The sequence below is a fragment of the Pseudomonas muyukensis genome (assembly GCF_019139535.1).
In the GTDB taxonomy this organism is placed as follows: Bacteria; Pseudomonadota; Gammaproteobacteria; order Pseudomonadales; family Pseudomonadaceae; genus Aquipseudomonas; species Aquipseudomonas muyukensis.
In genome coordinates this window covers 5,029,945-5,042,556 of record NZ_CP077073.1, presented here as the reverse complement: position 1 = coordinate 5,042,556, position 12,612 = coordinate 5,029,945, and the positions used below count along the sequence as shown (strand labels likewise).

Here is a 12,612-nt window from a genome sequence, read left to right as displayed (position 1 = left end):
GGTGCACAAGCTCGCCTTCTTCGTCCCCGACAGCCATGTCGAAGTGGTCAAGGCCGCTGTGTTCGCCGCCGGTGGCGGACGCATCGGCGACTACGACCACTGCGCCTGGCAGACCCGCGGCCAGGGCCAGTTCCGCCCGTTGGACGGCAGCCAGCCGTACCTCGGGCAAACCGGCCAGGTGGAGGTGGTCGAGGAGTGGAAGGTGGAGCTGGTGGTGGCCGACGAGCTGATCGTTCAGGTCGTTGCCGCGCTCAAGCACAGCCACCCCTATGAAACACCGGCTTATGAGGTCTGGCAGTTGCTGGACATTTGAAAGGGCAGTGAGTCAGCTGCACGAAAAAGGTGGGCATTAGCCCACCTTTTTTGCGTTCTGCGCCCCTGTAGGAGCGGCCTCGTGTCGCGAAAGGGCCGCAAGGCGGCCCCAGCGATCTGTGCATGACCGCTCGAATCCAGGGGCCGCTGCACGCCCCTTTCGCGACACGAGCTCGCTCAGGGAAATGGCTGAAGCCCGATCATCCTGCAAAGCGCAACTGCAGGCGAAAAATTGCGCAGGCAACCCTGTGTTTTCAGAACAGAGGGAACGTGTTGCGGAAACTGTCATTGAGCTTGATCGGCTGGAAGTTCGGGTTTTCGCTCAGCTGTTTGACCCTGTCCTGGGACTGCTCCATCTCCTGCTTGCGGTGCCTTTCGAAGTAGCTGGCGGACTTACCGTCCTCGATAGCCTGGGCATTGGTGGCGCTCCAGGCGCTGACGATATCGTCCTGCCATTCGCTGTCATTGGGATGGAGGAGGAAGCTGGAGGCAAGGTCCTGCAGCTCGATCCAGTCGATGGACTCCGTTTCATCCTTGGCCCAGATCGCTCGCATCTTCACCCCGACTTCAAGCACTGCCCACTGGGCCAGCCGGGCCGCCAGCGCATGGAAGGGATGGTCGTCATGGTCCTTGGCCACTTGGGTGTGGGTAGGATCGACGCCGGGTTCGGTGTTGGGGTCGCCGAGTGCCGTCTGGTGGTCATGTACCAGTTCGCCAATGGGCACCAGTGCTTTCTGCAAGTAGGCATTCATTATCTGGCTGACCAACCTGTCTGGCTTGCCAATGGCCCACAGCAGTCTCGAACTGAACCTCACGAGGGGGTTGCTACGTATACCGTCACGGATCGCCAGCAGGGTGTTCAGTGCGTTGTACCAGCGCCGATCTTCCAACTCGGACAGGACCAGCAGCAAGGCTTTGTCGGTTCGCGCGCGGTAACCGGGTTGCCGTTTATCCTTCGGGTCCTGCGTGGAGAACAGTATCTTGCCCAGGGGTTCGACGACGCTGGCGATGACATCCAGGCTGCTGAAAAGCCCGGTGACAACCGGTAAGGCATGACGGTACTCGCCATTCGGCGTGGTCCATGGCAAAACCGCGTGGCCTTGCTTGATCAGGCTGAGCTCGACGAAGTTGGAGTGGGCAAAGTAGTCCTCCAGCACATGCAGGGCCTCACCGAAGCACCGCATGCCATCTGGGGTCTTGCCTAGCGTCGCTGCCTCGAACAGTTTATGGCGCATGTAGCTTTCGGCGTAATCGATGTGGTGCTTTTTCGAGGTATGCGGGTTTACCTGGGTTTGAGCATCGCCGGGCCTGACCAGCGCTTCGAAGTCTTCGTCGATCGTTCGGGGATCCACAGCGGCTTCGTCGAGGTTGGTGGGGTTATCGATATGTTCGGAGGGTCGATATACGCCCAGCATCTCCTTGGTCACACGGTAGGCTTCGCGATCTTCATCGGTTTCTTGCAGGCTGCTGAATTCTTCGTGGGCGAAGATATCAATGATCTGCGCGAGGACTTCCCTGGGCAACTGCCAGGGCTGCTCTTGGCTTGCGCCCGCCGGACGCACGATCTTGGGGTCGACGATCTGCGAGTGGTCGCGTAGCCAGTTACCGAAGTAGATCGCCTTGCATTCACGTTCGGTGAAACCGGCGTCCTTGAGAATGTGCTCGATGGACTCGTGGCCGAAGGAGTGTTCCGAACCGTTGCCTGTGCCAGCCCCGAATCGAGGTTGGATGACCAGGCTGTCGGGTTCCTGCGGCAGGAGGGCCTCAAGCTCCGGTGCGGCGCTGAAATCCAGCAGCAGGGGGGATGTTTCTTCAGCCTTGGTGTAATAGCCGAAGACTGTCCCTGTCTCAGGGGTACTGTCGAACAGGGCCAGCATCGCAGCGTAGTTATGGCCGACCTCTTCGGCCTCGAGCAGCTCGGGCATTGGCTCCAGTGCATCGAGCTCGGACGCGAACAACGCATGCAGGTGGCGGCCGAACGCACCCAGCATCTCGATCAGCAGGTCGGGCGCGGTGGTCTGGTCTTCCAGGGCTTGCTCGATAGCGCTGATGTCGACACTGATGCTACGGGTGTCGCTGTCGTAGCTGGCGATGCGCTCGGCGTCTTCGTCGACGCGGTGCTCCGGGTTCTCCACCTCGCCCGAGAGCAGGGCATCGCGAAACTTGGTGAAGAGTGTCGCAGGAACGTCATAGCCGAAGATCGGCATGAACATCAGTACAAATTCCAGCTCGCCGGTGGTGCGGGCAATTGCGGTCAATTGGTTCAGGGCAAAGGTGCTGTTCAGTTCGCTCATGGTGGCGTCCTCATCAATGGTTGTGAGGGCCACAGTGCTGTTTGGCAGGCGGTAAAAGAATATGGAACAACTGCCCTACAGTGGCTTCAGCCTGGTCCTTCTGTGATAGCGCTTGTTTCTTGCGAGTTATTGCGGTGTTTTCCTACGCGCAGTATCAGGGGCAACACCGCTGACGGCTGTGCCCCTGCATGATCCGTCAGCTGTCCAGTGCCTGGCTCAACGACGCTGCCCGAGGGCCCAGCAGCAAATGCCAAACGCCATTCGGCTGTGGGCTGATGCCCAGGCAACCCAGGCTCATCAGCCGTGAGGCGTCGACGCGCTGCTGATCCTTGAGCTCGATGCGCACCCGGCTTAGCGCCACGCACTGCGCGTTGAGCAGGTTTTCCCGGCCGCCTAATGCTTGCAACCATGGTTCGGCGTCCACCGTCTGCAGCAGAGGCGCCGGCACCTGCGCAGCGAGTGGCTTGGCACTGGCGACAAGCGGTAATTCGGCACGTATCTCATCCGCCAGCGCATCAGCCATTGGCCCAACCACCACCTGCAGGCTGCCCCCGCTGCCGGGGCGTACCACGGCCAGGGCGCCAAGGGCTTTCAAGGCCTGGTCGTTGGCCAGGGCACGGTCGGCCAACACCAGGCGCAGGCGCGTGGTGCAGGCGTCGACACCTTGCAGGTTGGCTGCCCCGCCCAGGGCATCGATGTAGCGGCGCCCTCGGGCGGCATCGGCGCTGCTGCCGGGCTGGGCGGCCGGCTGTTCTTCGCGCCCCGGGGTTTTCAGGTCGAAGCGGCGGATGCAGAAGTCGAACACGAAGTAGTACAGCAGCGCGTATGCCAGGCCCAGCGGGAACACCAGCCAGCCGTTGCTGGAGCGGCCCCAGCCCAGGGCCATGTCGATGGCGCCGCCGGAAAAGGTGAAGCCGAGGCGAATGCCCAGCAAATCGCAGATGGCCATGGACAAGCCGGTGAGCAGGGCATGGATCAAATACAGCAGGGGCGCAAGGAACATGAAGGCGAACTCGATCGGCTCGGTCACCCCGGTCAGCGCCGAGGTCAACGCCATCGACAGCAACACCCCGCCGATCAGCTTGCGTCGCCCCGGCAGGGCATGGCGGTACATGGCCAGGCAGGCGGCGGGCAGGCCGAAGATCATCACCGGGAACATACCGGCCATGAACTGCCCGGCGTGCGGGTCGCCGGCGAAGAAGCGCGCCAGGTCACCCGTGACCACTTGCCCGCTGGCCGCCTGGAAGCTGCCGAAGACGAACCACACCAGGTTGTTGAGGATGTGGTGCAGGCCGGTGATGATCAGCAGCCGGTTGAGCACGCCGAAGAAGAACGCGCCAATGCTGCCGCTCTCCAGCATCAGTTGGCCGAGGTCGTTGATGCCGTGCTGGATCGGCGGCCAGATCAGGCCGAACAATAGCCCGAGGAACACCGCCGAGACCCCGGTGGCGATGGGCACGAAGCGCCGCCCGCCAAAGAATGCCAGGTAGTCCGGCAACTGGATGTCCTTGAAGCGGTTGTACAGGCCGCCACCGAGCAAGCCGCAGAGAATCCCCGCAAGCATGCCCATGTCGATCTTCGGGTCGATCACTTTCAGCGTCGCCACCAGCACCAGGTAGCCGATGGCGCCGGCAAGGCCCGCGGTGCCGTTGTTGTCACGGGCGAAGCCCACGGCGATACCGACGGCGAAGATCAGCGCCAGGTTGGCGAAGATCGCTTGCCCGGCATCATGCACCAGGGCGATGTCGAGCAAGTCGGTATCGCCCAGGCGCAGCAACAGGCCGGCGATGGGCAGGATGGCGATGGGCAGCATCAAGGCGCGGCCGAGCCGTTGCAGGCCCTGGATGAAATGCTGGTACATGGTGCGCTCCGATTATTGTTGTAGGGCCGCGGCGGCGGTCGGTTGGGCGAGGGGCAGGGCGGCGAAGTCTCGGCAGGCCTGGCGTACCGCGGCGGCGCTGGCCAGGCCCAGCAGGCCTTGGCTGAAGCGGCGACAGGCACTGGCGTCGAGCTGACGAACCAGGGCCTTGATCTCACCGATCTGCGGCGCGCTGACCGACAGCTCGGCGACGCCCAGGCCGACCAGCACCGGGGTGGCCAGTGGGTCGCAGGCCAGCGCGCCGCACACGCCAACCCAGCGGCCATGTTTCGCCGCGCCCTGGCAGGTCAAGTCGATCAGGCGCAGCAGCGCTGGGTGCAGGGCATCGACCCGTGCCGCCAACCCGGCATGGTCTCGGTCCATGGCCAGGGTGTACTGGGACAGGTCGTTGGTGCCGATGGAGAAGAAGTCGGCATGCTCGGCCAGGCGCTCGGCGAGCAGCGCCGCGGCAGGCACTTCGATCATCACCCCCAGTTCGGCGCGCTCGCCGATGCCCAGCTCGGCGGCCAGCTGGTCCAGGCGCTGGCGAATGGCGAGCAGTTCGTCGACCTCGGTGACCATCGGCAGCATGATCCGGCAACGGCGTTGCGGGCTGACCTGCAGCAGCGCGCGCAGTTGCTGGTCGAGCAGTTCCGGGCGCACCTGGCCCAGGCGGATGCCGCGCAGGCCCAGTACCGGGTTGGCCTCGGCCGGCAACGGCAGGTAGTCGAGCTGCTTGTCGCCGCCGACGTCGATGGTACGGATGATCACCGGGCGCTCGGCCATGGCGTCGAGCACGGCCTGGTAGGCGGCGAGTTGCTCGGCTTGGTCTGGCGCGGTGGGGCGGTCGATGAACAGGAACTCGCTGCGCAGCAGGCCGATGCCGTCGGCGCCCTGGGCCAGGGCCTCGGCGGCGTCCGCGGCGCTGGCGACGTTGGCGGCGACCTCGACCCGCTGGCCGTCGCGGGTGCGCGCGCTGCCTTGGGCGGCGACCTGCTGGCGTTGGCGGGTGTCGCGGCGCTGTTGCACATGACGCTGCACCTCGGCCAGGCGCTGCGCATCAGCCTCGGTTTCCAGGCGGCCCTGGTCGGCGTCCAGCACCAACGGCGTACCTGTGGGCAGTTCCAGCAGCGCTTCGCCCACGGCCACCAGGCACGGCAGGCCACGGGCGCGGGCAAGGATGGCGACGTGCGAGGTGGCGCCGCCGGCGGCCATGCACAGCCCGGCGACCTCATGGCGGGCCAGGAGCAGCAGGTCGGACGGGGTCAGTTCATGGGCGACGACAATGGCCGAGGGCGGTAGGCGCAGTTGCCGGGTTTCACCAAGCAAGGCCCGCAGAACGCGCTGTTGCAGGTCGTACAGGTCGTTGGCGCGCTCGGCCAGCAATGGGTTGCCCAGGTTACGCAGGATCTGGCACTGGGTATCGATGGCACGGCTCCAGGCATGGCTGGCGGCGACACCGTTGGCGATATGCTGGCGGGCGTCGCCGAGCAGGGCCGGATCGTCGAGCAGCGCCAGGTGGGCCTCGAGGATCGCCGCCGCATCCTCCTGGCCGCGTGGCAGGTGGCGCCAGTCGCGGTCGAGGGCGTGGCGCACTTCGGCCAAGGCCGTGTTCAACGCCTGGTGCTGTACGGCGGGGTCGTTGTCGCCGTTGTCGGGCGGCAGGCTGATTCCGTCCAGCCGGGCCAGCGGCCCCTGGGCCAGGCCGGGGGCGGCGCAGACACCGGTAAGCATGCCGGGCCCCGCAGCGGGCTTGGGCTGGGTGGTGTTGGTTGGCGCGTGCGCGGCATGCCGCTCACCGACCGAGGCCGTCTGCACGGCGGTGATCAACGCTTGCAGCGCGGCCTGGCTGTCCGGCCCGGTACAGACCAGTTCGACGTCGACACCTTCGCCAACGCCCAGGCCCATGACCGCCACCAGGCTGTCGAGGTCGGCCTCGCGTTCGCCGAAGCGCAGCACGGCTTGGCTCTGGAAGCCTTGCGCGGTCTGGCGCAGCAGGGCGGCGGGGCGGGCGTGCAGGCCGCCATGATGAGCGACCCGGGCATGGCCGCGTGCGCGCTCATGGCTGACCGCTCGGGCATTCGCTTCGTGAGCCGTGGCCTCGACCTCCAGCAGCGCCGCACCGAGCTGCGCAGTGTCTGTCTGCAGTCGCCTCAGGCCATAGCCAGGGCCATTGCTGATCAGCATCACCGTAACCAGGCTGACACAGTGCTGCGCCACCTGGTCCATGTCGAAGCGCACCAGCGGTTGGCCTTGGCTGACCTGGTCGCCCAGCGCCACCAACGGCGAGAAACCACGACCTTGCAGTTGCACGGTGTCGACACCGATATGCAGGAGGATCTCGGCGCCGTTGGCCGCACGCAGGGTCAGCGCGTGGCCGCTGCGTGCCAACTGCACCACTTCGCCGGCACACGGGGCGTGCAGCACCTCGTTGAGCGGGTCGATGGCGATGCCGTCACCGAGGGTGGCGCTGCTGAACACCGGGTCCGGCACCTGTTCCAGCGACACCAGCGGCCCGGCGAGCGGGGCATGGAGGATGATCTTGTTATTGTCGGGCATGCGCGGTTCCTCGCGGCTTTACTGCGTGCAGGTCACTTTGCTCAGGTGGCGCGGCTGGTCAGGGTCCAGGCCACGGGCCTCGGCCAGGGCCGCGGCCATCAGGTAGAAGCTCTGGATCGCCAGCAGCGGGTCCAGGGCCGGGTGTTCGGCGCAGCTCAGGGTCAGGTCGCGGGCGGCGATGTCGGCCGGCGCCGCCAGCAGCACCCGGGCGCCGCGCTGGCGCATGTCGGCGGCCAGTTGCAGCAGGCCGGCCTGCTCGACGCCCCGCGGGGCGAACACCAGCAGCGGGTACTGGGCATCGATCAGCGCCATGGGGCCATGGCGCACCTCGGCGCTGCTGAAGGCCTCGGCCTGGATCACCGAGGTTTCCTTGAACTTCAGCGCGGCCTCCTGGGCAATGGCAAAGCCCGCGCCGCGGCCGATCACCATCAGTTGTTCGGCATCGCGCAGGGTGTCGATGGCCAGGCTCCAGTCCTGGGCGGCGGCTTCACGCAGTTGAGCCGGCAGGGCCAGGCCGGCCTCCAGCAAGGCGCGATCCTGGCCCCAGTGGGCGACCAGGCGGGCGCTGGCGCTGAGGGTGGCGACGAAGCTCTTGGTCGCCGCCACCGACAGCTCAGGCCCCGCGCACAGCGGCAGATGGTGCTTGCAGGCCTGCTCCAGCGGCGAGCCGGTGGCGTTGACCAGCGACACGGTGGTCGCGCCGCATTGGTCCAGGCGACGCAGGCTGTCGACCAGGTCCGGGCTCTGGCCCGATTGCGAGAAGCCCAACGCCACTTGGCCACGCACCCGCAGCGGCGCCTGTTGCAGGGTTACCACCGACATCGGCAGCGAGGCCACCGGCAGGCCGAGTTGCTGCATGGCGAGGTAGGCGAAATAGCTGGCGGCATGGTCCGAGCTGCCCCGGGCCACGGTCAGCGCCACCTGCGGGTCGAGCCGACGCAGCTGTTCGCTGAGGGTTTCCAGGCGCAGGTCCAGTGCCTGGAGCTGTGTCTGTACCACATCGGCGCAGGCGCGCGCCTCTTCGAGCATCCTTGAACTCATGCGGTTTCTCCTTCGACCATCACGGCGGTCAGGTTCAGTTGGCGATCGAGCAGCACCGCGTCGGCCCAGGCGCCAGCTTGCAGGCGGCCACGGTCGGCGATGCCGAGGTAATCGGCGGGGTAGCGGGACAGGCGGTCGGATGCTTCGGCCAGCGGCAGGCCGATCTTCACCAGGTTGCGCAGGGCCTGGTCCATGGTCAGGGTGCTGCCGGCCAGGGTGCCGTCTGGCAGGCGCACGCCGCCCAGGCACTTGGTCACGGTGTGGCTGCCCAGGCGGTATTCGCCGTCGGGCATGCCGGCGGCGGCGGTGGAGTCGGTGACGCAGTACAGGCAGGGGATGGCGCGCAGGGCCACCTTGATCGCACCGGGGTGCACATGCAGCAGGTCGGGGATCAGCTCGGCGTAGCGTGCATGGGCCAGGGCCGCGCCGACGATGCCCGGCTCGCGATGGTGCAGCGGGCTCATGGCGTTGTACAGGTGGGTGAAGCTGCTGGCGCCGGCCTCCAGGGCCGCCACGCCTTCTTCGTAGCTGCCCAGGGTATGGCCGAGCTGCAGGCGGATGCCGCGCTGGCTCAGGGCCTGGATCAGCGGCAGGTGGCCGGCGACTTCCGGGGCGATGGTGATGACCTTGATCGGCGCCAGGGCCAGGTACTCTTCGACCTCGTCGAGCAGCGCCTGGTGAGCGAAGTTCGGCTGCGCGCCGAGCTTGCCGGGGTTGATGTACGGGCCTTCCAGGTGCACGCCGAGGATGCGCGCGCCCTGGCGCGGTTGCCCGAGGTGCTCGCCCAGTTCGGCGAGCACGCGGGCCAGCTCCTCACGGGGCGCGGTCATGGTGGTGGCCAGCAACGAGGTGGTGCCGAAGCGCCGATGGGTGCGGGCGATGGTGGCGAAGGCGTCACCGCCCTGCATGATGTCGCTGCCACCGCCGCCGTGCACGTGCAGGTCGATGAAACCGGGCAGCAGGTAGGGCAGGTCGTTGGCCTGCGGGTCGCACGGCGTGCCCTCGATGGCCTGTATGCGGCCGTTTTCGAGGTGCAGCTGTCCGCGCACCCAGCCGTCGGGGGTGAGGATGTTGGCGATGTCCATGGGGGCTCCGGTCAGCGTCGCAGTTCGGCGACGAAGTCGTAGTAGTCGTTGCGGCAGTAGGTGTCGGTGAGCTCGATCGGCGTGTTGTCGTCGAGGTAGCCGATACGGGTCATCAGCAGCATGGCGGTGCCGGGGGCGATGCCCACCTGGGCGGCCAGTTCGTCACCGGCGTTGATCGCGCGAATGTGTTGCAGGGCGCGGACCACCGGGCGGCCGAGCTGGTCGAGGTGCTGGTACAGCGAGTCGCCGATGGCCTGCGGGTCGCCGAGCAGGCGGGCAGGCAGGGTGCTGACCTCCACCGCCATGACGATGTCGTCGGCCTTGCGCAAGCGCTTGAGGTGGACCACCTGGTCGGTGGGCGACAGGCCGAGGCGGATCAGTTCGTCGTTGCTTGGGCTGCCGATGCTGCGTTCAAGCCACAGCGAGCTGGGCGCGAAGCCTTTCATGCGCAGCATTTCGCTGAAGCTCGACAGGCGTGACAAGGGTTGTTCGAGGCGCGGGGTGATGAAGGTGCCGGAGCCTTGGATGCGCTGGATCAGGCCTTGTTCGAGCAGGACTTCGAGGGCCTTGCGCGCGGTGACCCGGGAGATGTCCAGGGTTTCGCTGAGGGTGCGCTCGGAGGGCAGGGCCTGGTCGGCGCTCCACTGGCCGGCGTGGATGGCCTGTTCGAGGTTGCGTGCCAGCTGCAGGTAGAGCGGGGTGGCGCTGGTGTCGTCGGGGCGCAGGGCCGAGAGAGGACGCATGGGCGGTGTCCGGTATTGTTGTTGGGTAGAAAGCTAATACCACTTTAATACCAGGTCAATACCACTGGTCTGGATTGGTGTGTCGATGAAGATGTATGTCGATAGAGATTTGGCGCCTATGAGATCGAGCGCCGCCCGCGCGGCGCTCGGTCGCATAGGCGCAACACCTCTTCCGGTGAACGGTCTCGATCTCCCCAATCCTCCAGCCCTACTCCACCCTGCGCACCACCCCACACGCCAGCAACCCCACCTCGAACAGCAGCCACATCGGCACCGCCAGCATGGTCTGGGAAAACACATCCGGCGGCGTCAGGATCATCCCCACCACGAAACAGCCGACGATCACATAAGGCCGGCTGCGCCGCAGCGTGGCCACGTCGGCGAGCCCGGCCCAGACCACGATGAAGGTCGCCACCGGAATCTCGAAGGCCAGGCCGAACGCCAAAAACAGCGCGAGGATGAAGTCCAGGTACAAGCCGATGTCGGTCATCATCGCCACCCCGTCCGGGGTCACGCTGGCGAAAAAGCCGAACATCATCGGGAACACCAGGAAGAACGCGAACGCCATGCCGCCGTAGAACAGCACGATGCTCGACACCAGCAACGGCAAGGCGATGCGCCGTTCGCGGCGGTACAGCCCGGGGGCGATGAAGCCCCAGGCCTGGTGCAGCAACAGTGGCATGGCGACGAACAGCGCGCACATCGCCGTCAGCTTGAAGGGCGCAAGAAACGGCGAGGTGACGCTGGTGGCGATCATGCTGGCGCCCTCGGGCAGGTAGCGGCGCAGCGGTTCGGAAATGTGCGTGTACAGCGTCTGGGCGAAGGGGAACAAGCCGCAGAACACCAGCGCGACCAGCAGCAGGCAGCGCACCAGGCGCTTGCGCAGCGCGCGCAGGTGCTCGGTCAGCGGCAGGCGGCCTGGCTGTTCGAGGGCGACGGACATCAGGCACGCTCCTTGGCTGGGGCTGCATCATTGGCGGGCAGCGCGTCGAGCTGGATACCCTGGCGGATCTCCTGCTCCAGGCGTTGCAGTGGCGCCGCGTCGAGGGCGGGCATGTCGAGCTCGCGCTGCACCTGGGCCTTGAGCGCGTTCATTGCCCGGCGCGCCTGGCCCAGGCCACGGCCCAGGCTGCGCGCCGCCAGCGGCAGGCGCTCGGGGCCGAGCACCAGCAGGGCGACGATGCCCACCAGCAGCAGTTCGCTGAAACCGATCTCGAACATCAGGCCTGGCGATCCGGCTGGGCCTGGTGCACAGGCGGGTTGTTCAGGGTTGGCGGTTGCTGCTCGAGGTTTGCCTCGGCATTGCCACCCATGGATTTGCGAAAGCCCTGGATCGCCTCGCCCACATCGCTGCCCAGCCCCTTGAGACGCTTGGTGCCGAACAGCAGGAAGACGATCAACAGCACGATCACCAGTTGCCAGATTCCGATGCCACCCATGTAAGACCACTCCTGTCAGGTCGATAAAAAGGGAAGGCCAATGCTGCCTGGCGCAGATGACGCGCACATGACTGCCATCTGCCTGCAACAACCAGCGTGTTGACTGGCGCTTTTAGCGGCGACAGGAAGACAAGGATGGGGCGCGGGCAACAACGGGGCGCGGCACTGCTGATGGTGCTGGTAGTGCTGGCGATGCTGGCCGCGGGGCTGGCCTGGCTGGTGGAGGACGGCCGCCGCCAGGTGGACGCGGTGCGCCTGCTGCACCAGCGGGTGCAGGTGCGGGCCATGGAGCAGGCAGGGCTAGCCTATGCCTCCCAGGCCCTGCGCGATCCGGCCTGGCGCGTCAGCCCGCTGTTCTGGCAGGCGTTGCGCGGGCAACCGCTGAGCTATGACTTTGGCGCGGGCAAGGCGCAGCTGCGGGTGATCGACCAGCACAGTTGCTTCAACGTCAATGCCCTGCTGGGCGAGGACGGCCCTCGGGCGCAGCGCCAATTGCGTTACCTGCTGGGCGATGACATGGCCGCCGAGCGCCTGGTCGATGCCCTGGCCGACTGGCTGGATGCCGACAGCGATGCCCGCCTGCAGGGCGCCGAGAGCGCCCAGTACCTGCGCCAGCAACCGCCGCGCCTGGCGGCCAACCAGCCGATGCTCGACAGCAGCGAACTGAACCTGTTGCTGGAGCCCGACAGTGGCCGCCAGGCGCGCTACCGGATGCTCTGCGCCCTGCCTTTGACCAGCGGCTGGCGGCTCAATGCCAATGCCTTGGGGCTGGAGCACTTGCCGTTGCTGGAGGCGATGTACGAGGGACGGTTCTCTGGGTCGATGCTCAGCCGGATCATCAGCGGCCGGCCAGCGGCGGGCTACGTGGATGCCGCGGCATTGCGCCAGGCGCTGGGGGCGGTGGATGACGAGACCTTCGCCCGGCTCAGCGAAGGGTTGCTGCTCAACAGCGGCCATTTTGTGCTGCAGCTGTCGTTCGAGGAAGAGGGGCGCACGCTGCGCAGCCAGTTCCAGATCGAGGCGCTGGGCGTGGTGCAATGGCACGCGCGGGTGCCGGCGCAGCAGGTAAGGGTCAAGGGGCGGGAGCCGGTGGCCTGGTAGCAGACAATCGCAGGCTGTGCGCAATCTGTGTAGGAGCGGCCTTGCGTCGCGAAAGGGGCGCGCAGCGGCCCCAGATTCTGAGCCACCATCAAAATCGCCGGGGCTGCTGCGCAGCCCTTTCGCGACGCAAGGCCGCTCCTACAAGGAGTACGCACACCCTTGAGGGAGCGGCCCGGCGCT

At 66.5% G+C, this 12,612-nt stretch carries 11 protein-coding genes; 2 read left to right on the top strand and 9 right to left on the bottom strand.

Annotation, left to right across the window (positions count from 1 at the left end; genetic code table 11):
• Nucleotide 1: 1 nt before the first annotated feature.
• Nucleotides 2–313, top strand: a complete 312-nt coding sequence (locus KSS95_RS22385) for a YqfO family protein (RefSeq protein ID WP_217849712.1) — start codon at nucleotides 2–4, stop codon at nucleotides 311–313.
• A gap of 253 nt (nucleotides 314–566) precedes the next feature.
• Here the strand turns inward: KSS95_RS22385 and KSS95_RS22380 are convergent, their stop codons facing one another.
• The 9 genes from KSS95_RS22380 to tatA all read right to left on the bottom strand — a co-directional run bounded on the left by KSS95_RS22380 (nucleotide 567) and on the right by tatA (nucleotide 11,331).
• Entirely contained in the window at nucleotides 567–2,606 is a 2,040-nt protein-coding gene (locus KSS95_RS22380) for an HET-C-related protein (protein ID WP_217849710.1), read from the bottom strand.
• A 196-nt stretch (nucleotides 2,607–2,802) separates the two neighbouring features.
• Nucleotides 2,803–4,467: an N-acetylglucosamine-specific PTS transporter subunit IIBC gene (gene nagE / locus KSS95_RS22375; protein WP_217849709.1), complete on the bottom strand. Its 1,665-nt coding sequence runs from the start codon at nucleotides 4,465–4,467 to the stop codon at nucleotides 2,803–2,805.
• A gap of 12 nt (nucleotides 4,468–4,479) precedes the next feature.
• Nucleotides 4,480–7,023: a phosphoenolpyruvate--protein phosphotransferase gene (ptsP, locus tag KSS95_RS22370; protein ID WP_217849707.1), complete on the bottom strand. Its 2,544-nt coding sequence runs from the start codon at nucleotides 7,021–7,023 to the stop codon at nucleotides 4,480–4,482.
• A gap of 18 nt (nucleotides 7,024–7,041) precedes the next feature.
• Nucleotides 7,042–8,064 carry an SIS domain-containing protein gene (locus tag KSS95_RS22365; protein WP_217849705.1) on the bottom strand — a complete coding sequence of 341 codons (1,023 nt, stop codon included), beginning with the start codon at nucleotides 8,062–8,064 and terminating at the stop codon, nucleotides 7,042–7,044.
• A complete protein-coding gene (nagA, locus tag KSS95_RS22360; protein ID WP_217849703.1) occupies nucleotides 8,061–9,149 on the bottom strand; it encodes an N-acetylglucosamine-6-phosphate deacetylase in 1,089 nt (362 codons plus the stop codon). The genes KSS95_RS22365 and nagA overlap by 4 nt, the downstream gene beginning before the upstream one ends.
• 11 nt (nucleotides 9,150–9,160) lie before the next feature.
• Nucleotides 9,161–9,892, bottom strand: a complete 732-nt coding sequence (locus tag KSS95_RS22355) for a GntR family transcriptional regulator (protein WP_217849702.1) — start codon at nucleotides 9,890–9,892, stop codon at nucleotides 9,161–9,163.
• Between the two features lie 208 nt (nucleotides 9,893–10,100).
• Nucleotides 10,101–10,835 carry a twin-arginine translocase subunit TatC gene (gene tatC / locus KSS95_RS22350; protein ID WP_217849700.1) on the bottom strand — a complete coding sequence of 245 codons (735 nt, stop codon included), beginning with the start codon at nucleotides 10,833–10,835 and terminating at the stop codon, nucleotides 10,101–10,103.
• Nucleotides 10,835–11,113, bottom strand: a complete 279-nt coding sequence (gene tatB, locus KSS95_RS22345) for a Sec-independent protein translocase protein TatB (RefSeq protein ID WP_217849698.1) — start codon at nucleotides 11,111–11,113, stop codon at nucleotides 10,835–10,837. Before tatB ends, tatC begins: the two co-directional genes overlap by 1 nt.
• Complete coding sequence (tatA, locus tag KSS95_RS22340; protein ID WP_217849696.1) at nucleotides 11,113–11,331, bottom strand: twin-arginine translocase TatA/TatE family subunit; 219 nt, start codon at nucleotides 11,329–11,331, stop codon at nucleotides 11,113–11,115. The genes tatB and tatA overlap by 1 nt, the downstream gene beginning before the upstream one ends.
• A gap of 135 nt (nucleotides 11,332–11,466) precedes the next feature.
• Here tatA and gspK point away from each other — a divergent pair, with 135 nt between their 5' ends.
• Nucleotides 11,467–12,432, top strand: a complete 966-nt coding sequence (gene gspK / locus KSS95_RS22335; protein WP_217849695.1) for a type II secretion system minor pseudopilin GspK — start codon at nucleotides 11,467–11,469, stop codon at nucleotides 12,430–12,432.
• The last annotated feature ends 180 nt before the right edge of the window (nucleotides 12,433–12,612 follow it).